The sequence below is a fragment of the Vagococcus sp. WN89Y genome (genome assembly GCF_052220145.1).
Lineage (GTDB): Bacteria > Pseudomonadota > Gammaproteobacteria > Enterobacterales > Enterobacteriaceae > Kosakonia.
Map to the genome: position 1 here is coordinate 1 of NZ_JBQPOM010000028.1, position 20,813 is coordinate 20,813.

General features: G+C 54.2%; 17 protein-coding genes. 16 read left to right on the forward strand and 1 reads right to left on the reverse strand.

Annotated features, from left to right (window positions below; all coding sequences use genetic code 11):
* Positions 1 to 129: 129 nt before the first annotated feature.
* Complete coding sequence (locus tag ACTU3N_RS08705; protein WP_443085726.1) at positions 130 to 1,809, reverse strand: alpha,alpha-trehalase; 1,680 nt, start codon at positions 1,807 to 1,809, stop codon at positions 130 to 132.
* Positions 1,810 to 2,751: 942 nt separating this feature from the next.
* On the opposite strand from ACTU3N_RS08705, the gene ACTU3N_RS08710 reads away from it, so the two are divergent.
* The 16 genes from ACTU3N_RS08710 (at position 2,752) to ACTU3N_RS08785 (ending at position 20,810) form a co-directional block, all read left to right on the forward strand.
* Positions 2,752 to 3,246, forward strand: a complete 495-nt coding sequence (locus tag ACTU3N_RS08710) for a hypothetical protein (RefSeq protein WP_443085727.1) — start codon at positions 2,752 to 2,754, stop codon at positions 3,244 to 3,246.
* A gap of 24 nt (positions 3,247 to 3,270) precedes the next feature.
* The gene (gene tssJ / locus ACTU3N_RS08715; protein ID WP_443085728.1) at positions 3,271 to 3,777 is read left to right on the forward strand and encodes a type VI secretion system lipoprotein TssJ; all 507 of its coding nucleotides are present in this window, start codon (positions 3,271 to 3,273) and stop codon (positions 3,775 to 3,777) included.
* 24 nt (positions 3,778 to 3,801) lie between these two features.
* Positions 3,802 to 5,145 (forward strand): type VI secretion system baseplate subunit TssK, encoded by a 1,344-nt coding sequence (gene tssK, locus ACTU3N_RS08720; RefSeq protein ID WP_443085729.1) that lies wholly within the window; start codon positions 3,802 to 3,804, stop codon positions 5,143 to 5,145.
* Between the two features lie 17 nt (positions 5,146 to 5,162).
* Complete coding sequence (locus ACTU3N_RS08725; protein WP_443085730.1) at positions 5,163 to 6,407, forward strand: DotU family type VI secretion system protein; 1,245 nt, start codon at positions 5,163 to 5,165, stop codon at positions 6,405 to 6,407.
* Positions 6,404 to 10,018: a type VI secretion system membrane subunit TssM gene (gene tssM / locus ACTU3N_RS08730; RefSeq protein WP_443085731.1), complete on the forward strand. Its 3,615-nt coding sequence runs from the start codon at positions 6,404 to 6,406 to the stop codon at positions 10,016 to 10,018. The genes ACTU3N_RS08725 and tssM overlap by 4 nt, the downstream gene beginning before the upstream one ends.
* Before the next feature lie 18 nt (positions 10,019 to 10,036).
* Positions 10,037 to 10,741 (forward strand): type VI secretion system-associated protein TagF, encoded by a 705-nt coding sequence (gene tagF, locus ACTU3N_RS08735; RefSeq protein WP_443085732.1) that lies wholly within the window; start codon positions 10,037 to 10,039, stop codon positions 10,739 to 10,741.
* An 11-nt stretch (positions 10,742 to 10,752) separates the two neighbouring features.
* Complete coding sequence (gene tssA / locus ACTU3N_RS08740) at positions 10,753 to 11,760, forward strand: type VI secretion system protein TssA (RefSeq protein WP_443085733.1); 1,008 nt, start codon at positions 10,753 to 10,755, stop codon at positions 11,758 to 11,760.
* Between the two features lie 74 nt (positions 11,761 to 11,834).
* Positions 11,835 to 12,359, forward strand: a complete 525-nt coding sequence (gene tssB / locus ACTU3N_RS08745) for a type VI secretion system contractile sheath small subunit (RefSeq protein WP_443085734.1) — start codon at positions 11,835 to 11,837, stop codon at positions 12,357 to 12,359.
* Between the two features lie 3 nt (positions 12,360 to 12,362).
* Positions 12,363 to 13,862 carry a type VI secretion system contractile sheath large subunit gene (gene tssC, locus ACTU3N_RS08750; protein ID WP_443085735.1) on the forward strand — a complete coding sequence of 500 codons (1,500 nt, stop codon included), beginning with the start codon at positions 12,363 to 12,365 and terminating at the stop codon, positions 13,860 to 13,862.
* Between the two features lie 152 nt (positions 13,863 to 14,014).
* A complete protein-coding gene (locus ACTU3N_RS08755; protein ID WP_443085736.1) occupies positions 14,015 to 14,521 on the forward strand; it encodes a type VI secretion system amidase effector protein Tae4 in 507 nt (168 codons plus the stop codon).
* Positions 14,518 to 14,946, forward strand: coding sequence for a T6SS amidase immunity protein Tai4 family protein (locus tag ACTU3N_RS08760; RefSeq protein ID WP_443085737.1), 429 nt, complete (start codon positions 14,518 to 14,520; stop codon positions 14,944 to 14,946). Before ACTU3N_RS08755 ends, ACTU3N_RS08760 begins: the two co-directional genes overlap by 4 nt.
* Before the next feature lie 196 nt (positions 14,947 to 15,142).
* Positions 15,143 to 15,625 (forward strand): Hcp family type VI secretion system effector, encoded by a 483-nt coding sequence (locus ACTU3N_RS08765; RefSeq protein ID WP_023480099.1) that lies wholly within the window; start codon positions 15,143 to 15,145, stop codon positions 15,623 to 15,625.
* Between the two features lie 77 nt (positions 15,626 to 15,702).
* Positions 15,703 to 16,704, forward strand: a complete 1,002-nt coding sequence (locus ACTU3N_RS08770) for a hypothetical protein (protein WP_443085738.1) — start codon at positions 15,703 to 15,705, stop codon at positions 16,702 to 16,704.
* 526 nt (positions 16,705 to 17,230) lie between these two features.
* Complete coding sequence (tagH, locus tag ACTU3N_RS08775; protein ID WP_443085739.1) at positions 17,231 to 19,027, forward strand: type VI secretion system-associated FHA domain protein TagH; 1,797 nt, start codon at positions 17,231 to 17,233, stop codon at positions 19,025 to 19,027.
* On the forward strand, positions 19,024 to 19,818 hold the full coding sequence (locus ACTU3N_RS08780) for a PP2C family protein-serine/threonine phosphatase (protein ID WP_443085740.1): 795 nt from the start codon (positions 19,024 to 19,026) through the stop codon (positions 19,816 to 19,818). Before tagH ends, ACTU3N_RS08780 begins: the two co-directional genes overlap by 4 nt.
* Before the next feature lie 20 nt (positions 19,819 to 19,838).
* A complete protein-coding gene (locus ACTU3N_RS08785) occupies positions 19,839 to 20,810 on the forward strand; it encodes a hypothetical protein (protein ID WP_443085741.1) in 972 nt (323 codons plus the stop codon).
* Positions 20,811 to 20,813 lie beyond the last annotated feature (3 nt).

A 20,813-nucleotide genomic window follows, 5' to 3' on the forward strand; every position in this document is an offset into this window, starting at 1 on the left:
AGTAAAAGAATCTGTGGCAATTTATAACCATGAACGGCCACATCTGGCCCTGAAATACAAAACGCCTGATGATGTTCATCAGGCGTTTTACAGGCGGAAGAGTGTCAACCTATATCAGGACTAGTCAATTTACTGCGCGATACTTTGTGGTTCAGGCGTGGGTTGATTTTGCGGCACGCTGTCGCACGGTTGCTGTTTCGGGCAGATAAAATCAAGCATCATCAGCGTGACGCCGTTCGTCCAGCCAAAACCATCCTGTAAAGGATATTCACCGCCGCCGCCACCGGTTCCGGTGGTGCTGACGTTATATTTCTCCACCAGCTTCTTCTCGCGATCGTAAGTGTGCTGAACGTTGGTTAAGAAACGCCAGCTGACGTTCATTGCCAGTTTCTCATGGTTATAATTTTGCAGACCGGCCGTGGCCACCCACTGCAACGGCGCCCAGCCGTTTGGCGCATCCCATTGCTGGCCGCTATCCACGGTGGTAGTAGAAATACCGCCCGGTTTGAGCAGTCGCGCTTCGGCTGCTGCGGCAACTTTATCCGCCCGGTCTTTTGCCGCCGCATTAACAAACAGCGGGTAAAGCGCTGCGGCGGTCAGCGGGTTACGTACCTTTTGCATTTTCAGGTCATAATCCGCATACCAGCCCTCTTTATCATTCCACAGATAAGTTTCGATGCCTTTTTGCCGCGTGGTCGCCATCGCTTCATACTGGTTCGCGCGCGCGTTGTCGCTGGAGGCTTTATAAGCCCTGGCTATCATTTTCTCCATTTTGAACATCAGGGCGTTCAAATCAACCGGCACGATGCTGGTGGTACGAATAGAGCCAAGCTGTTTCGGGTCGTCCATCCAGCGGGAGCTGAAGTCCCAGCCAGAGGCGGCGGCAGAGCGCAAATCACGGTAGATTTCCGTCGCCGGGCGGGCAGGGTAGTTTTTCGCCGTGGTCACATCGTCCAGCCAGGATTCCGGGCGCGGCGTGTCGCGGTCGTCCCAGTAGCGATTGAGCAAGGTGCCATCGCTGAGTTTAACCACCCGCTTAACCTGCTCGCCTGGCTGCAGAGACGCCGCGCCTTCCATCCAGTAACTGTGCTCTTTTTCCATTTGCGGCAGCCAGGTTTTCAGCGCCTCGTCACCTTTGTTGGAGGCGAGCAACTCAACCATCAGCGCGAAGAAAGGCGGCTGCGAGCGGCTTAAATAGTAACTGCGATTACCGTTAGGGATATGGCCCCATGCGTCGATTTCATGCGCAAAGTTAGTGACCATATCCTCTATTTTGTCCCAGTGCCCGCTCTCGGCAAGCCCGAGCATGGTGAAATAACTGTCCCAGTAATAGACTTCGCGAAACCGCCCGCCCGGCACTACGTAAGGTTTCGGCAGCGGAAGCAACGAGTCCCATTTCCCTGCGCTGTCGGTCGAGCGGGTCAGCACCGGCCACAGCCCATCAATATGTTCACGCAAGCTTTGCCCCTCGGGTGGAACATACTCTTCGCCTTCTTTCGGCAGCGTGAAATTCATCTCAACAAAATGGCGCAAATCAAAGCCGCTCTGGTTACGCTGCATCCGGTAATCTGCAAGGATCCTGAGCGGGTCGCTTTTCGGTACCGCATCGGCGAAGGTTTTCTGATCGGCAAAGAGCTTCGCGCTCTGCACATCATTAAACAGAGGCCCGAGCAGGATGTCCGGTGGGGGAGGTGGCGTTTGGGCATCGGCTGCCAGCGCCGGGGACGTTACACCAAGAAATGCGCCGCCAAGCACGACCGGCATCGCCAGCAACAGATTACGGGCGCAGGGCAGGGAAGGCTTTATCATCAACTGTTCTCCTTAGCGAATAAATCAGGGTGCCGCTTTAACAAACTTTTCACAACCTTAGTTCAATTTCAGATTCGTCGTGTGGTGCGGTTAACATTTTGCGTGCTTCCAGATAATTCACCTGGTAAATGAATAGGAGCCGATGACGGCATAAAAAACGGCGAATTGAAAGCTAACAATCGGCCTGAGAAATAGTTCAGCAGCGGCGGAAAAGGCGTTCTGCAAATTGGAAGTGTAGATTAACTTAATTTTACTTAAGCAAAAGTGCATAGTTTGAAATGGTACAATTGTTTTATGAAATTATTTCAGAGGAACATATGCGATAATTATCGTGCTCAGCTCATTTGCGGACAAATACATTCATTTTTTGCACAATATATTTCTGTTTGCACGCAGCCAAATCACTGGAATAAATATATGTCAACTAAAGACCCTACTTTTAATGCGGGAACGAACTACCAAATATCGTGGGTTATCTCATCGATTAATAATTTTTAAGATAAATCTTAGTATGGGGTTGGGTTTCTATGCTACGCCTAAGTTATTTTTTCAACTCTATGATTTTTAAAGGTGGGTGATTTTGTTAACTTATGTTATTAATAGAAATGCATTCAAATGAAATAAATTTTAACCAAAGCTAAATTACTACTTGAGATTTTTCCTATTTTACGAATAATTTAAATAAACCTGATTGCACAGACAGGATATTCTATTGAACAGAATTATCTGATCTGTAGAATCATGTCGTGATAGTCAATAAGAGCAATAATATTGCAGCCTCGTTCTCCACCAGGTTCGTGCGGTAGCTATGCCTTTTGTTCATTATCCCGACGTATCACAGGACAAGGAATTCGGTGATTCAGAGCGTTTTAAAAACACCTTTCCAAAAACCTCCTGATCAATACAGTAATAACAGTAATATATTTGCAATGGATAAAATCTATGAATATGCGAATGGTATTGGCCCTTCTTGTTGTCGTTAGTGTTTCTGCTTGCGTACCGCGTAATCAACCTGCTCCGTCCGATGACACCATCGTGACCAGCGAAGTCAATGGCGTCACCCTGACTCACCGCTACATTGTTCAGCCGCCGAAAGAGTTTGAGCCGGTTAAACAAGACTATCGCGCGCTGTACCCTGCTTCGTTGATGAGTACCCCGGATTTCGGCGGCAAAGTTATTCGTCAGCTGGATGCCGGTAAAACTTACGTTGTATTAGGGCAGGTGGAGCATTTCTGGATGGCGCTGGCCGATGAAGGCCAGGAAGAGCTGATTGGTTATGTGCCGATGCGCGCCGTGGTGAAAAGTGAGCTGTACGAAAAAACGCTGCGCCAGGATCGTAAACGTTACGTTCCACCGAAAAAACAAACCTGCGTCTCGGTCGATGGCAGCGGCAAAGCCTGTAAAAACGCGAAGTCAGGAACCTGGATCATCGATTAATCCAGCGGTGACGAGAGTCATGCTATGAATAATAACGCTGTACTGCGCCAGGCAGCCCTGGTGTTTTTCTTTGTGCTGGCCTCCCTGGCCAGCGGTTGTGGAACGACTTCACACAGCGAGCCTGGCAACTATAACCTTCAGTTCCGGGCTCATCCGCAAATCAATGAATCCGCCCCTCTCAAAGTCAGAGTGCTGCTGCTGAAATCTGACGCGACATTTATGTCCGCCGATTTCTGGTCGCTGCAAAATAACGCAGACAGTGTGCTGGGTGCCAACCTGCTTAACAGTGATGAATTCTTCCTGATGCCCGGTCAGCTTGCGAAAACGCTCAGCGGCAAAAGCGCCCCCGACGCGCGCTATATCGGCGTGATGGCGGAATATCAGGCGCTGGACGGTAAAAAATGGCGGATGTCATTACCTCTTCCTGTTCAGGGAGAGAGCCACTTCTACGAATTCTGGAAAACGTCATCGGATGCGCTGGAAGCCAATATTTTCCTCGACATCAACGGTATTCGCGTCATTTCTAGATAGCGCCAGCCTCAACGGGAAAACTGTATGAATAAAGCAGAAAAGGTCGTCTGGACCGAAGGGATGTTTCTGCGTCCTCACCATTTTCAGCGTGCGGAAAGCTACCTGCAACACCACATTCGTGAGTGGGGAACGTTGCAACGACCCTACCTCTGGGGCTACCTGGATCTTGAGCTTGACGACGCGATGCTGCGCCAGGGGTGTATCGCGCTCAGTTCAGCCAGCGGCTTGTTGCCGGACGGCACCTTCTTTTCATTCCATGATCCTCGCCAGGCACCCGCTCCTCTGGCTATTCCTGATAACACCAGCAACGAACGTGTGGTGCTGGCGCTGCCAGCCCGGCGCGGCGGTCGCGAGGAAGTTATCTTCAGCGAAGAGAAAGACTCGCTGGCGCGCTACGTCACCTGGGAAGGTGAGGTGGACGACGATAACGCGATGTCCGTCGGCCCTGCGGCCGTGCAGTTTGGCCGCCTGCGTCTGAAGCTGATGCTGGAAAAAGATCTCAGCGCCGAGTGGACAGCGATTGGCGTGGCGCAGGTCATCGAAAAACGTAACGACAACCATGTGCGCCTGGATACCCATTACATCCCGCCGATGCTCAACGTTATCAACAACCCGCCGTTGTACGCCATCGTGAATGATTTGCAAAGTTTGCTGCTCCAGCGCAGCCAGCAAATTGGCCTGCGTCTGCGCCAGCCCGGTCGGTTTAATACCTCCGAAATGGTTGAGTTTTCACTGCTGTCGCTTATTAACCATCACGTCGGTCTGATTGCGCATTTAAAAACGCTGCCGCTGCTTCACCCGGAAGAGTTGTGGCGCCACTGGCTGCCGCTGGCTACCGAATTGACCACCTGGAGCGCTGCGCGCTCGCCGGATGAGTCGCTGCCGGTGTATGACCATGATGCGTTGGCTGACTGCTTTAGCAAATTACAGCTGATGCTGCGCCAGGGGCTGTCGCTGGTGATGGAAGAACATGCCATCCAGCTGCCGCTTACCGAACGCACGCACGGCCTGAATATCGCCACGCTGCCCACCATCACCATGGCGCGGGAATTTGGTTTTGTGCTGGCGGTAAAAGCCAGCGTGCCGGGCGAGATACTGCAAACCCACTTCCCGGCGCAGATGAAAGTGGCTCCGGTCACCAAAATCCGCGATCTGGTGCAGCTTCAATTGCCGGGAATGAAACTGCGCGCCATGCCTGTTGCGCCGCCGCAAATTCCCTGGCATGCCGGGTATAACTATTTCGAACTGGAAAAGGGCGGCGAGCTCTGGAACGAAATGGAGAAATCGGGCGCTTTCGCACTGCATCTGGCGGGCGAATTCCCGGGTCTTGATATGGAATTTTGGGCCATCCGTAGCCCGACTGAATAACACAGCGAGCGCACACTATGCAGGAACAACACGCCCGGGGCAGTGATGCCGGACTGGCAGGCGCCAGCGGCAACAATCCGCTGGTTGCGGCGGCAAACCCGCTGCTTAATGCAATACCGCAAATTCGTCACTCCGTCTCCCACGACGATCAGAACGGTTTACGCCAGCATTTAATTGATGAGATCCGTCGTTTTGAAGTGCGCTGTCAGCAATCCGGCCTGGCGTATGAAGTGATTGTCGGTGCGCGTTACTGTCTGTGTACCGCGCTGGACGAAGCCGCCGCGTTGACGCCGTGGGGCAGCCGTGGCGTCTGGTCGGGCAGCGGTCTGCTGGTGACTTTTCATAACGAAACCTGGGGCGGGGAGAAATTCTTCCAGCTGCTGGCGCGTTTATCCCAGAACCCGCGCGAACATATTGCGCTGCTGGAACTGATTAACTTCTGCCTGCTGTTAGGTTTTGAGGGGCGCTACCGGGTGATGGACAATGGTCGCACCCAGCTGGAAACCATCAAACAGCGGCTGTGGCAAATGATCCGCGGCGTGCGCGGCAACTACCCGCCACCGCTCTCTCCGCACCCGGAAGACCAGCCGGTGATACGCAAACTCTGGCGTCCTGTTATCCCGTTATGGGCCTGCGCCGGTCTTGCCGGTTTCCTCGCCTGCCTGTTTTATATCGTGCTCAACTGGCGTCTTGGCGATGCCACCAGTCCGGTGCTGGCAAAAGTTTACCAGACCCAACTGCCGGAAGCGTCTATCCAGCAGCCGGCACCGAGCCTGCCGCCGGTGCTGAATTTGCGCGCCTTCCTGCGCCCGGAAATTGAAGCCGGGCTGGTGTCGGTGCGTGATGAAGCCGATCGCAGCGTTGTCACGCTTAAAGGCGACGGACTCTTCGCCTCCGGCTCGACCGTCGCCCGTGAGAGCTACGAACCGGTTATTGACCGCGTGGCGCAGGCGATGAACAACGTCAGTGGGCGCATTCTGGTGGTGGGCTACAGCGATAACGTGCCGATTCGCAGCGCCCGTTTCCCGTCGAACTATGAATTGTCGCTGGAGCGCGCGCGCTCAGTGCAATCACTACTGCAAAAACACCTCTCTGCGCCGCAGCGTGTGAAAGCCGAAGGGCGAGGGGAGATGAACCCCATTGCGCCAAACAACTCGGCGGAAAACCGCGCACGTAACCGTCGCGTCGAAATTACGTTGCTGGTGTCGCCGGATAATACCGCCGCCGAGCTGAACGGACTGGTGCAAGGAAACGAAGGATGAATATGTTGCTTTCATTGCTGACCAACCGCATTTTGTGGGGGTTCCTTGGCGTAACCGGGCTGGCCGCCGTTATCTGGATGATAGGCCCGCTGCTCTCCGTCGTGGATTCCCGCCCGCTTGAGTCTGAGCAAAACCGCATGATAACCATTGCGGTGATGTATTTGATTTGGGTGCACAGCCACATTATTCCGCGCCTGTATAACGCGTGGCTTAACCGCAAGCTGATGGATAACCTCAAGAGCGAAGAGGCGAAAGACCCAACGGAGCGCAAGCGCCTTGGCAACGATGATGAGGTGCTCAACGAGCGTTTCGAAGAAGCGGCGCAGGTGCTGAAAAAAGCGCACTTCAACCAGCCCGGCCAGCGTGGGCAGTGGGCGCAGCGCTTTAGCACGCAGTACCTCTATCAGCTGCCGTGGTATGTGATTATCGGCGCGCCAGGCTCCGGTAAAACCACGGCACTGGTGAACTCCGGCCTGCAATTTCCGCTGGCGGATCGCTTCGGGAAAACCGCGCTGCGCGGTATTGGCGGTACGCGTAACTGCGACTGGTGGTTTACCAACGAAGCGGTGCTGCTCGATACTGCCGGGCGTTACACCACCCAGGAGAGCGAACAGGCGCAGGACGCCAGCGAGTGGCACAAGTTCCTCGGCCTGCTGCAAAAATACCGCCGTCGCCAGCCGATTAACGGCGTCATCGTCACGGTCAGCATCGCCGATCTGTTAACGCAGTCAGCCGAAGCGTCGCGCGAGCAGGCGCTGAACCTTCGCCAGCGTTTAACCGAGTTACACGAGCAGCTCGGTATCCGCTTCCCGGTGTATGTGCTGGTGACCAAAGCAGACCTGCTGAAAGGCTTTCGCGCCTATTTTTCCGGCTTTGATAAAGCCCAGCGCGACCAGATTTGGGGCTTCACCTTCCCGTGGGAAAAAGCCCGGCTGGCGGATTTCGACTTGCAGGGCAGTTTCCAGCAAGAGTTCTCCTTGCTGCAACAGCGTCTGGATGCGGCGCTGCCGGACACGATGCTGCGCGAAAGCGATGCGCAGGCGCGCGCCGAATGTTTCCTGTTCCCCCAGGAGTTCGCGGCGATAAGACCGCTGCTGGCCGACTACCTGAATGCTATCTTTGCCCGCTCTAACTTCGAGACCGAGTTCTCGCCGCGCGGTATCTATTTTGCCAGCGGAACCCAGGAAGGCTTGCCATTTGACCGGGTGATGGGCGAGCTAAATCGTGCGTTGTCGCTGCCGCAGGGCAAGTCCGGCGATAACTGGGACGAAGTGAGTAAAGAAGCCCCGGTGCCGGGCGGCAAAGGGCAGAGCTTCTTTATTAAACATCTGCTGCAAAACGTTATCTTCCAGGAAGCCGGGATCGCCGGGCAAAACCGCTGGTGGGAGTTGCGCAGCCGGGCGGTCATCTGGTCTGGCTATGCGGCGCTGCTGGCGCTGCTGGTGATCCTCGGCGGGCTGTGGCTGACCAGCTACGGCAACAACAAAGACTACCTGGATGAAGTGCAGGCTAAAGTGCCGGAACTGGAGAGCCAGATTAAAACGCTGCGCAATCGCCAGCAGGGCGATCTGTTTGCGCTGTTACCGCTGCTGAACGGTCTGGCGGCGCTGCCGCAAAGCGAAGAGTTTGACGTCAACTCGCCGCCGCTGACCCGCCGCATGGGGCTGTACCGGGGTAATGATGTGTCGGATGCTGCCAGTACGCTCTACCAGAAAGCGCTGCAACAGATGCTGTTGCCGGAAGTGGCGATGCGCATCACCACCTGGCTGCGTAACGATAACGGCAGCGATGTGGAGTACTCCTACGAGGCGCTGAAAGCCTATCAGATGCTCTATCAACCGAAGCATTATGACGGCAAATTCCTGCACTCCTGGGTGATGCTGAACCTGGAGCGCAACCTGCCGCAGAACGTGACTCAGGCGCAAATCCGCCGCCTGGAGTGGCATCTGTCGCAGTTGCTGGAGCCGCAAATCCAGTCCTCTCCGTATGCCAAAGACGAGGCGCTGATTGCCCGCGAGCAGTCGCTTATCAACCAGCAGCCGCTCTCCACCCGTGTGTATGGCCGCCTGAAACGCCTGCTTGAGCGTGATGAAAACTTAAAACCGGTGTCGCTGGCAACGCTTGGCGGGCCGCAAAGCGAGCTGGTCTTCTCGCGTAAAAGCGGGAAACCGGTGAACGAGGGCGTGCCGGGGCTGTATACGCCGGACGGTTACTGGAACAGCTTTAACCAGCAAATCGCCGCGGTGACCGCCTCGTTGTATGAAGACGATGTCTGGGTGCTGGGCGCGACCACGCAACCGGAAGATAAGCAGCAGACGGATAGCGCCGTGCGCCAGCTCTACGCCCGCGACTTTATCGCTATCTGGGACAGCTTTTTAAGCGATATCCAGCTTAATAACAGCGCCGATCTCAACCAGCGGATCAACACAGCGCGGCTGCTCTCCAGTAACAACTCGCCGCTGCGCCGCCTGGTGATGAACTTAAGCCAGGTGCTGAAGCTTTCGCGCGAAGAGGCGGGTGATAGTGACACCGCGCAAGCCCAGGAGAGTGGTAATCGCGGCACGCAGATGCTGCAAACATTGTTCAGCAACCATGACGGCAATGCAGCACCCGGTAATGCGATGGCTAATCAGACGCCGGAGCAGCGGGTGACAGACCATTTTATGCCGGTCATTGAGCTTGCCCAGCCGCTGGAAAAGGGCGGGAAAACCATCGTCTTTGATGATTTTTTAAAGCAGGTCGATGAGCTGTATCGCTATCTCACCGCCGTGCAGGATGCCGCCAACAGTGGCATGCCAGCGCCGGGCGGCGAGGCGATTAGCCGTTTACAGGCCAGCGCCGGGCGTTTGCCGGGCGGGCTGCAAACGATGTTCAGTAATATGGCGGTCGGTGCCAGCAGCGATACACAGCGCCGGGATCTGGAAAACGTACGCAAGCGCATCAGTGTAGAGGTCGGCAGCTTCTGCCGCCAGGCCATCGCCGGGCGCTACCCGTTGGTGCGTTCTGCCAGCAGCGAAGTCACCCCGGACGATCTGGCGCGGATGTTTGCGCCGGGCACCGGTCTGATGGATGTGTTCTTTCGCGATAACCTGACCAACAAAGTGGATACCACGCAACGCACCTGGCGCTTTATGCCAGGCATAGACGGTAAAACATTGCCGGGCAGTGAAGGTGTGCTGGTGCCGTTCCAGCAGGCGCAATCCATTCGTGACGCCTTCTTTGCCAACGGTAGCGCTACGCCGTCGTTTCGTACCACCGTGCGCACGGTGCGGATGGACAACACTATTCTTAACATGACGCTGGATGTGGATGGCCAGCTGTTGCGCTACAGCCACGGCCCGCAGGCAGCACAGGTAGTTAGCTGGCCGGGCACCGGCGGCACCAATCAGGTGCGTATGCAGCTGGGGCTGGCGAACGGTACTACCACCTCGCTGGTGACTAACGGTGCCTGGGCGCTGAACCGCTTTTTCGATAAAGCGCGCGTCAGCCCCGGCAGCAGCAGCATGAGTCGCCAGGCAACATTCACGGTTGACGGGCATCAGGTGACGCTGGAGTTCACCCCGAACAGCATCCGCAACCCGTTCCAGCTTCCCCGTTTCGCATGTCCTTGACCCGCAAAGGAAAGCCGAATGACAACAACAACCATTAGCTGGTATGGCAAATTGCCGAGTGCCGGTGATTTTCTACAGCGCCGCTTCCCGGATGCCCTGCAGCGTCAGTGGTCCCACTGGTTTCAGGTCGGGCTGATGAACTGGCAAAAAGAGGAACAGCGCCCTGGCGACCGGCAGTTTAGCAATGCGCCTATCTGGAACTTTGTCGTGCCGCCGATGCTTGGCGGTCAGCAAGTGCAGATGGGCTGCCTGTTACCGGGCCAGGACAGCGTGGGCCGCCAGTACCCGGTGTGCGCCTTGCTGGCCATTAACCCGCTGGAATGGACGCCGCGCCATCTCTCGCAGGCGGGGGACTGGTATCAGAACCTGGGCCGCACCCTGCTGCATGCGGTGCGCAACGGCTACTCGCCAGAACAGCTCGATCAGGCGCTGCTCGCAATCCCCGCTGTGCAATCCGTCGAGCCGGAAACGCGCTCTGAAATTCTCGATGTGATTGGTTATGAAGGCGACGGCGAATCCACCATCGGCTGGCAACAGGCCGCCGAATGTTTTGATCCGCAGCGTCAAATCAGTTTTTGGTGGACAAATCGCAGCGACGGTAACCCGCTCTACACCCATGTGCACAGCGGCAATTTTACCGGCCAGCTTTTTACCTTGCTGTTTGAGCCAGCTGGCGGCGCAAGGCCTGGCCGCCACGGTCTCTACCCACCTATGTTTGAATAAGCAGGTTGCGCATGACGATTGAATCTTTACTCGCGCCGGTCTCACCGGAACACCCTTGTGGTGAAAACCTGGAGTACGACGCGGATTTCCTGGCAATGGAACAGGCCACCCAGGGCAAAGCGGAGCAGCAATTCGGCGACACGATTATTCCTGCCGAACCTGCCGACTGGAACCGTGTGGAGAAACTGGCGACTACGCTTCTGGAGCGCACCAAAGATATCCGCGTGATGTTAGCCCTGACCCACGCCTGGACGCGCCGCCGGGGGCTTGAGGGTTACGCCGACGGGCTGATGTTGCTCGGCCAGGCGCTGGCGCTCTACTGGGAGCAGCTCTGGCCGTCGCTCACTGACGGTGGCGAGTTCGACCCGTTTTACCGTATCAACGCTCTGGCAGCATTAAGTGATAAATCCGCACTCACCGGCGCATTACGGCAATCGACGCTGCTGCGCAGTAATGGTGACGAGCTGAATGTGCGCGATGCTCAGGCGCTGCTTGATGGCAGCAAAACCGAATGCGCGGGGTATCCCGGTGGTCGCGTGCGGTTGATTGATGAACTGGCGCGCGGCGACCAGCCTGGTATTGAAGCTATCGGGCAAATCGAAGGGCGCTTGTTAACTATCCGTTCGTGGCTTCTGGAACAACTTGGCGAAAGCGGGGTGCCGGAGATGGAACAGTTACTTAAAACCGTCGGGATGATTGCCGGTGCGAGCCGCGCCTCTCGTCCTGATGAGAAACCCGCCGCGCCAGAACCGGTCGTGCAAACCGCGCCGCAGCCCGTGGCTTCGCCGCTGCCTGCGGCCACCGACTGGCGCAGCGCGCAGGTTTCTACCCGGGCGGACGCCCAGCTGATGCTGGAGAAGGTGAAGCAGTATTTCGCCCAGCATGAGCCGAGCCACCCCGCGCCGCTAATGATTGACCGCGTGCAGCGGCTAATCGAGCTGGACTTTATGGAGATTATTCGCGATCTGGCGCCCGATGGCGTGAATCAGTTGCAAAACATCTTTGGGCGTCAGGATTGACGCGTACCGAGTGACGACGCAAGGCATGGGATCTTACGTCAAACCTTCACCGCGCATATTCGATGGAGAACATCATGGCAATAAGTAACAGTGGTCAAAAATTTATCGCACGTAACCGTGCGCCGCGCGTACAGATTGAGTATGACGTGGAAGTTTACGGTGCAGAGCGCAAAATCCAGCTTCCGTTTGTGATGGGTGTGATGGCGGATCTGGTCGGGAAACCGGTGGAGAATTTACCCTCTATTGAGGAGCGCAAATTCCTCGAAATCGACGTGGATAACTTCGACGAACGCATGAAAGCGCTGAAACCGCGCGTGGCGTTTAATGTTGACAATACTCTGACCGGCGAAGGCCGTCTGAACGTTGATTTAACCTTTGACAGCATGGATGACTTTCTGCCGGATGCGGTAGCACGCAAAGTCGAACCGTTAAATAAATTGCTGGAAGCGCGCACGCAGCTTTCCAATCTGCTGACGTATATGGACGGCAAAAACGGCGCAGAAGAGCTTATCGCAAAAGTGCTGCAGGACCCGACGCTGCTGAAATCACTCAGCCAGTTGCCGAATACGGATGCCGATGCGCAAGGTAAAGAGGAGTAAACCATGAGCAACCCTTCTCAACAGCAGCAACAGCAGGGCGCACAGGCTTTCAGCCAGGATGAATTCAGCGCGCTGTTAAGCAAAGAGTTCCGCCCGAAGACGGACCAGGCGCGAACCGCCGTGGAAAGCGCGGTGAAAACGCTTGCTCAGCAGGCGCTGGAAAACACCGTCACCTTTTCTAACGATACATACCGCACTATTCAGAACCTGATTGCCGGTATCGATGAAAAGCTGTCCCAGCAGATTAACCAGATTATCCACCATGAAGATTTCCAGAAGCTGGAAAGCGCCTGGCGCGGTCTGAGCCATCTGGTGAATAACACCGAAACCGACGAGATGCTGAAAATTCGCTTTATGAGCATCTCCAAGCAGGAGCTGGGGCGTAACCTCAAGCGCTTCAAAGGGGTGGGCTGGGATCAAAGTCCTATCTTTAAGAAAGTCTACGAAGAAGAGTACGGCCAGTTTGGCGGCGAACCGTTTGGCTGCCTGGTGGGTGACTATTACTTCGATCACAGCCCGCAGGATGTGGAGCTGCTCGGCGAAATGGCGCGTATTGGCGCGGCGGCGCACTGCCCGTTTATCACCGGTACGGCACCGAGCGTGATGCAGATGGAGTCCTGGCAGGAGCTGGCGAACCCGCGCGATCTGACAAAAATCTTCCAGAACACGGAATATGCAGCCTGGCGCTCGCTGCGTGAGTCCGAAGATGCACGCTATCTTGGCCTGGTGATGCCGCGCTTCCTCGCCCGCCTGCCGTATGGCATTCGTACTAACCCGGTGGACAGCTTCGACTTCGAAGAAGAGACCGATGGCGCGAATCATAATAATTACACCTGGACTAACGCCGCGTATGCGATGGCGACGAACATTAACCGCTCGTTTAAAGAGTTTGGCTGGTGTACCTCTATTCGCGGGGTAGAGTCCGGTGGTGCCGTTGAAAACCTGCCATGTCATACCTTCCCAAGCGATGATGGCGGCGTGGACATGAAATGCCCGACGGAGATTGCCATCAGCGATCGTCGTGAAGCGGAACTGGCGAAGAACGGTTTTATGCCGCTTATCCATCGTAAAAACTCTGACTTCGCGGCCTTTATCGGTGCGCAGTCGCTGCAAAAACCGATGGAATACCACGACGCTGACGCCACCGCCAACGCGCGTCTGGCTTCACGCCTGCCGTATCTGTTTGCCTGCTGCCGTTTTGCCCATTACCTGAAGTGCATCGTGCGCGACAAAATTGGTACCTTCCGCGAGCGTGATGAGATGGAGCGCTGGCTGAATGACTGGGTAATGAATTATGTCGACGGCGACCCGGCGAACTCTTCGCAGGAAACCAAAGCCCGCAAACCGCTGGCCGCAGCGGAAGTGCAGGTGCAGGAGATTGAAGACAATCCGGGTTACTACGCGGCGAAATTCTTCCTGCGTCCGCACTACCAGCTGGAAGGTCTGACCGTGTCGCTGCGTCTGGTGTCAAAACTGCCTTCGCTGAAAACGAAAGAGGCGTAAAGCTGCCAGGCCGCAGGTTTAGCGCTGCGGCCTGGGTATTTTCAGATCGCGTCTCAACATTAATTATTGAAGCAATGACGCAGCATCATCGTTCCTGTAAAAAACCGCCAATATACTCTGTCGGGCAATTAATTTAATTAAGGGAGGTGATTATGAGCAACAGGCCTTCATTTGTCGCTGCATGGGGCGCGGCTGCACAAATTTATGATCCCCGTGATCCATTGACTAAAGTTAAGAATGTGATTGGCGGTAAAGTTCGTGTCAATTTTGAAATTCCTGAAAGTGAAGGTGGTTGGGTAAATAGCTGTGCTGTGCGCATGAGCTATGTCTTAAATTATACAGGGTTTCCGGTTCCACGTATTAATGGGAAAACCGTGTCCGGTGCCGATAAAAAGTGGTATTTTTTCCGGGTACAGGACGTTATCGAATGGTTAACCCGCCAGTGGGGAAAGCCAGATTTAATTCTAAGTTATCCAACACTACCAGTAGATAAGTTGAATAATAAAAAAGGCATTATTCTTTTTGCTGTTGATGACTGGAACGATGCTACTGGTCATGCAACATTCTGGAATGGTTTAACCTGTTCCGATCACTGTTATTTCAACGCGCCAAATACTAATTACACAACGACCAACGCCAGTTTTTGGGAGCTACAATGAAAAAAGTGTGCTTAAGTTTGTTGTTTGTTTGCGGCGGTGTTTTTGCAAATACAACACCCGACCCGATGGCGTTTATCAAAGATAAACCTTATACGCAAGTTGTGAAAGATATGGTGCTGGCGCGCTGTATTGCGCAAGTATCCGAGCCGAATTCCGCTTTCTCACTGGACGCAGCACGCAGTGCAAATGCATTACGGGAATGGGTGCCCTTTGATATTGAAAATGGTAACGACAAAGTTAACGCACTAATTAAAAATTTTAAAAATATGCCTAACCAATTTCATACCGAAAGCAAGCAAAGCGTAAAAGGTGTGACATTAAATTGCCTGCGTTTATATCACAGCCCTGAGCTTGATAAACTGGCAACAGAGGTACTGGTAGAAAATCCAGATCATACCTGGCATCAGGATAATCCAAACCAGTAACCTTACGCAGTAAAAAATTCAAAGTTTATTTCTCTCGTCGCGGGAGAATAAAGATTTCTGAAAAGACAGGTTTCTTTTCAGAAAGAAACGAGGCAGAGGTAAAATATGGATGGTTTTATTCGGCCCCATGCTTACCCATTTGTCATATAAGCGCTTTTTCGAAAGCAATATTTATCATTAACGAAGAGTAAATATTATGGCTATTGATATGTTTCTGAAGGTCGATGGAGTTACGGGTGAATCGAAAGATTCCAACCACACCGGCTGGACTGATATCACATCTTTTTCCTGGGGGGCTTCACAACCCGGAAACATGAGTGTTGGCGGTGGCGGCGGTGCCGGTAAAGTCAATTTTAACGACCTGCATGTTAATGCGCTGATCGATAAATCCACCACCGCTATTCTGAAGCATTGCTCCAGCGGCAAGCATCTGACCAAAGTTGAACTGTCTGTCTGCAAAGCAGGCGGTCAACAGGTTGAATATGCGCGCATCACGCTGGAAGACGTTCTGGTGACCTCTGTGCAGTACACCGGTGCGGACAACGGCGACACCGTAGGTGTGACCTATGCGTTCCAGGCTGCGAAAGTGAAACAGCAGTACTGGGAGCAGTCCTCTTCCGGCGGTAAAGGTGCTGAAACCAGCGCTGGCTGGAACATCAAAGAAAACAAAGAAGCGTAATGCGCTGGTGAGCCCGCAAGGGCTCACTCTTTTGACTGCTTTCGTTTTGGTCATTAGCGGCTACAAGGAATAAGATAATGAGTAAACAATCATTCATCGCGCCGGGATACACGATTGTCCAGCAGCCAGGCACACTGGATTTTCAGGCCAGGCTACTTTTCAATAACCCGAGAAGTGAAGCTGCTTGTTATTTTATGCAAATTAACCGGGACACATCCTGGTTAAAGCCTGGCCAGATGCTGATCGTTGCCGATCCGCAGTCGGAAAACAGAATGATGCTTGGGCAATTAAGTCAGGCTAAATCAAAAGTAAATAATGTGATGAACGGCCTGAGTACTGAAGACGCTGATTTTTTTAACCAGAATTATGCAACGATAGCAGCAGTAACCAATATCCTCGATAAGTCACTTGGTGTAGCAGGAGATGCTGGCGAGCGATATTTCAATGAAATCGGATCAAAATTAAAAGCAATAGAAGTTGCATATCAAAATCAATTCAGAATGAGCGGCATGCTGATTAGTGAGCAATTCGTTGTTGAAAGAGCACGGCTTTTCAACGAATTAAACCAGCTGCTTAATAAACTCTCGAGGTTAGCCTTAAAATTAAGGCCCTATGAAGATCTGCGCCATGCACTGGGGCTTTCCAGCCGCTCAATTGTCCATGACTGGACAACAGCTGGTGTGGGAGGGATCCGGGGTTATTCCACCTGGCTCGACAACGCTGCAAAATCTGCGCGTTTTATGAAGATGGGCGGGTGGGTAGCAATTGGTTTTGCAGGTCTGAATACGACTAATGAAGTTTATCATGCCTGTACTTCAGGGCGAGAAAACGAATGCACAAAAGTTGCCGTGAAGGAATACAGCAAGTTTGGTGCAAGTATCGCTGGTGGTATTTTTGGTGGTACGGTTGGATCATTAGCATTGGGAGCGACATGTGTAGCTCTAGGTGTTGTGAGTGGGGGCACAGGTTATCTGGCATGTACTATTATCGGCGCAGCAGTAGGCGGTTATCTGGTAGGTGATACTGTGGGTAATATGGCCGAAAACGGTGCTGACTATATTATGAGTAAAATATTATGACATGGCAGTTAGCATTGATTATTTTAAATGTGTTATTCATTGTTGCATTGCTAGCGATAGCATTCATAGCTGCCTGGTTTTTCAAAAAAAATGAGAGCTTGTACCGTCAGTTACTATCAGAATACAGGCAAAATGGATTTGACTTAGATTATGTTTCCAATTATTCATCTTTTTTTGGATCTCTTTTAAATCACCACAAAATAATTTATTTCATACGGCTCTATAAAGGTGTGAGGATGAAATTCACCAAAGATCGATTTGTGCAGCCAGAAGCATATAACTTTATACAACAGCTACCGGAGGAAAAGATAGGATGGATGTTGAAACTCCATCGGCTATATATGATTCAGCATGCCATAACAGTTTTATGGTTTTGTGAAATGCTTATATATCTGCATTACTACGGCTAAGAATGTTCGGGGCCTAATTAACTTAAAACATATCTGCATTAATCCGGTATTCAAACGCAGCCGCTTTTCCCAAAACGGCGCCGTTTGAGTGCACATAACTCCAGCAGGAATACGCGATGCGATTCACTATTATTACCAGTAAACCCGGTCATCAGCCGCCGCAAAGCCGCTGCGACTTTTATCCACCGGGCGGCACGATTGGCCGCGGCACTGACAACAATCTGGTGCTACCGGACAACGACCGTTCCATCTCTCGCCTCCAGGCCATTGTGCATATTTCCGGCAATGGCGAATGCCGCGTGACTAACCGTGGCAACGTAACCCGCGTTGTGCTCAACGATATCCCCCTGGAGCGTGGTCGCCAGGTGGAATTACAGGATGGCGATATTCTCGGCATTGATGAGTACCGTATTGAAGTCACCGATTTGATGCTTGATACCCAGCCGGTGAGCCGCATGGCCGCCAGCATGCAGGCGCAAATGACGCCGCCTGCGCAGCGTGAACCCGCTAAACCGGCCGCTGCACCAAACGCGGCGGCGGATAGCGCGCCGGCCTCCGTGCCAACGGAAATCTGGGACAGCCTGATGCAGGAGTTCTCCATCTCCGACAGCATCTCCAGCAGCCGGGCAAAACAGCCCGACCCGCAAAATCTCAACCCGTTTGCCGCGCCGAAAGCACCGGAGCGCAACCCGGAAGACCCGCTCTCCTTACTCAGCGATAACGAACCGCTGGTCACGCCAAAATCCCTGGCGACCGATGAGCTGTTTAACGATGAGCAACTGTTTAAAAACGACAGCATCTTTAACGATGCCACGCCTTCTGCGCTGGTGCCGCCGTCTGAGCGTGCCGCAAAACCACAAGCGCCCCAGTCAGACGAACTCGACCCGCTGGCGCTGTTTGGCGGCGCAGGCGGCAGCGCGCCGCAGGCACGCAGCGATGATCCGCTGGGCCTGCTCAGCGGTGCCGTACCGCTGGCGCATGCCGATGACATCGCCAAACCTGAGGAACCGTCGGCAATCATTACCGATCTCAGCTCAAGCGCGATAACGCCAGACCCGCAGCCCATCATCACCGAACTGCGCCCGGAAGATCTTAGCGCCACGCCGCTGTTTGCCGATGAAGAACCGCTAATCGCGCCAGAAGAGTCCCAGGATTACGCGGGCATCACGCTGCCCACCCCGCAGGCTGTGCAGCGTAGCGCGGCGCAAACACCGAAAGGGCGTCTGCGTATCGATCCGGTACAGAGCAACGGAGCGGTGCGTGCGCCTGCCAGCCAAAATGGCGACAGCGGTGACGTGCTGAAAGGCGAGCTGCTGGATGCGCTGCTCGAAGGAATGGGGCTTGGCGACATGCAACCCGTGCCGCAGTTTGATAAAGAAAATATGCGTCAGTTTGGGCAGATGCTCAGCATGTTCTCGCAGGGCACCGTGGCGCTGCTCTCTTCACGCTCGATTCTTAAACGCGGCGTAAAAGCCGATATGACCATGGTGCTGGACGACGCCAACAACCCGTTCAAGCTGCTGCCTTCCGGGAAAACGGTCCTGATGCAGATGTTCGGTACGCGTATGCCGGGCTTTATGCCGCCGAAAAAATCCGTGCGCGATGCGCTGATTGATTTGCAGGCTCACCAGTTAGGGATGATTTCCGGTATCCGCGCCATTATCGCCGCTATGTTGCAGTCGTTTAACCCGGAACAGCTGGAAGAAGATGCCAAACGCGATGGTGCCACTGCACGCCTTGGCATGCTGTCTAACCGCAAAGCGGCGCTGTGGGATTACTTTGTACGCACCTACGCGCAAACGGCGGGTGAAATCGACGACGATTTCCACACCTTGTTTGGCGAAGCGTTCCTCCACGCGTACGACATGGAGGTTAATCAGTACAAAGACTCACAAAGCGGATCGGAAGAATGAATATCAGCACGGCCTCAATATCCCGACAAGGCGAGCGTGCCAGTAATCAGGATCAGACGGGGGAAACCGTCGGCGAGCGCGCCGCCTGCTTTGTGGTGTGTGATGGCATCGCCGGGCTACCCGGCGGTGATGTCGCCGCAGAGCTGGCGCGCAATGCCATCATTACGCAGTTCGACGGGGAAGAGCACCTCAATGCGCAGCACATTCGCCAGTATGTGAATGAAGCAAACCGCGCCATCCGCGCTGAACAAAAAGCGGTGCAGGACTACAGCAAAATGGGCACGACGCTGGTCAGCCTGTTTATCGACCGCGATTACAAACTGGCTTACTGGGCGCACGCCGGAGACAGCCGCCTGTACCTGTTTCGTCGCGGCTGGTTGTATCACGTCACCACCGATCACAGCCTGGTCCAGCAAATGAAAGATGCCGGTCATCAGGTTGAAGGCATCAACGGTAACTTGCTCTATTTTGCGCTCGGTCTTGGTGATGATGAGCGCGAGCCGAGCTACAGCGATGTGGTGCCGATTGAAGACGGCGATGTTTTTTTGCTCTGCACAGACGGTTTCTGGCACGGCGTCACGGAAGAACAGATGCAGCAATCCCTGCATATGGTCAACACGCCGGACGAATGGCTAACGTTAATGAATCAAATCCTGCTGAAAAATGGTGTCGGCGCAAAGACCCGGCAGGATAACTACAGCGCCGTAGCGGTGTGGATGGGCACGCCAGAGGAGACGACGCTTTTGCATACGCTCTCTGAAGCCGCTCAGTTTTTCCCTCTTCGTGATTGATACAGCTTACAAGGATTTTTATGAAACATTGGCTACCGGGTGTGGCTCTGCTGGCAGTATGCGGCGGCGCGCAGGCAGAAAACTACCGCATCGTGCAATCCCCTTCGCAAAAACTGGATGTCTGGATCGATAACATCGCCGACAACACGCCGAAAAGCTGGTGCGCAAAAACATTACCGCTGCGAATTGTTGCCAACGGCGACAAAAAAACGTCGGTGATTGATAACTTTTTACCGCGCGTGGGTTCGCTGCTGGAGAGCCAGTGCGGCACGCTGCGCCAGATCCAGTGGACGCTGACCGATGCGCAGAACACCACCCTGGCGCAAGGCACGGCGGAGAAATCCAGCGAATGGCAGCCGGTAGTCAGCACGACTGATACCGCTATCACGACCGGTTTTGCGCCGCCAGCCGGGCGCGCGGAAGACCTGTCGTCATCGGCTAACCGTACCCCGTGGCAGGAGTTCACGCTACAAGACGGTTGCCGTCTGCGCACCTTCTGGCAGGGCGATGCCAGCGCACCGGCGCTGTTTATCCCGGCAAAAAGCGACGGCAAGTGCGAAAAGGGCGGCTGGCTGAACGGGCGCAGCGAGGTGGCGCAGCTTAGCAATGGCGCTGAGAAAAAAATCACCATGACCTTCGTGCACGGCTTCCCTGTGACCGGCCTGAGTGAAAGCGCGGATGCCGACCGCCTGCTCATCACCAGCGTGAATAACGAACGCATGGTAGTGAGCGAAGGCACGCTGGCGCAAAGCTGGATGATTATGCCTTACGTCAAAAGCCTTAACGGCTGGCAGGCGAACGGTACGGTAGCGGTAGAAATATCACGCGATATCGCCAGCGATGAAACGCGCCTGCGCGCACACCTTGATGAAGTGCGCAAAGTCTGGACGCCATGGTTTGAGCCGGGCACCGGGTTGAATATTTTACTGATTGACTCGCTGCACCCGCAGCTGCGCGACCCTGCGGTCGGGACGTACAAAACCCTGAACTAAGGA

Excerpts from the sequence above, each read along its gene's own strand:
- ACTU3N_RS08705 (WP_443085726.1), bottom strand. The coding sequence starts at position 1,809 with ATGATAAAGCCTTCCCTGCCCTGCGCCCGTAATCTGTTGCTGGCGATG.
- ACTU3N_RS08710 (WP_443085727.1), top strand. The coding sequence starts at position 2,752 with ATGAATATGCGAATGGTATTGGCCCTTCTTGTTGTCGTTAGTGTTTCT.
- tssJ (WP_443085728.1), top strand. The coding sequence starts at position 3,271 with ATGAATAATAACGCTGTACTGCGCCAGGCAGCCCTGGTGTTTTTCTTT.
- tssK (WP_443085729.1), top strand. The coding sequence starts at position 3,802 with ATGAATAAAGCAGAAAAGGTCGTCTGGACCGAAGGGATGTTTCTGCGT.
- ACTU3N_RS08725 (WP_443085730.1), top strand. The coding sequence starts at position 5,163 with ATGCAGGAACAACACGCCCGGGGCAGTGATGCCGGACTGGCAGGCGCC.
- tssM (WP_443085731.1), top strand. The coding sequence starts at position 6,404 with ATGAATATGTTGCTTTCATTGCTGACCAACCGCATTTTGTGGGGGTTC.
- tagF (WP_443085732.1), top strand. The coding sequence starts at position 10,037 with ATGACAACAACAACCATTAGCTGGTATGGCAAATTGCCGAGTGCCGGT.
- tssA (WP_443085733.1), top strand. The coding sequence starts at position 10,753 with ATGACGATTGAATCTTTACTCGCGCCGGTCTCACCGGAACACCCTTGT.
- tssB (WP_443085734.1), top strand. The coding sequence starts at position 11,835 with ATGGCAATAAGTAACAGTGGTCAAAAATTTATCGCACGTAACCGTGCG.
- tssC (WP_443085735.1), top strand. The coding sequence starts at position 12,363 with ATGAGCAACCCTTCTCAACAGCAGCAACAGCAGGGCGCACAGGCTTTC.
- ACTU3N_RS08755 (WP_443085736.1), top strand. The coding sequence starts at position 14,015 with ATGAGCAACAGGCCTTCATTTGTCGCTGCATGGGGCGCGGCTGCACAA.
- ACTU3N_RS08760 (WP_443085737.1), top strand. The coding sequence starts at position 14,518 with ATGAAAAAAGTGTGCTTAAGTTTGTTGTTTGTTTGCGGCGGTGTTTTT.
- ACTU3N_RS08765 (WP_023480099.1), top strand. The coding sequence starts at position 15,143 with ATGGCTATTGATATGTTTCTGAAGGTCGATGGAGTTACGGGTGAATCG.
- ACTU3N_RS08770 (WP_443085738.1), top strand. The coding sequence starts at position 15,703 with ATGAGTAAACAATCATTCATCGCGCCGGGATACACGATTGTCCAGCAG.
- tagH (WP_443085739.1), top strand. The coding sequence starts at position 17,231 with ATGCGATTCACTATTATTACCAGTAAACCCGGTCATCAGCCGCCGCAA.
- ACTU3N_RS08780 (WP_443085740.1), top strand. The coding sequence starts at position 19,024 with ATGAATATCAGCACGGCCTCAATATCCCGACAAGGCGAGCGTGCCAGT.
- ACTU3N_RS08785 (WP_443085741.1), top strand. The coding sequence starts at position 19,839 with ATGAAACATTGGCTACCGGGTGTGGCTCTGCTGGCAGTATGCGGCGGC.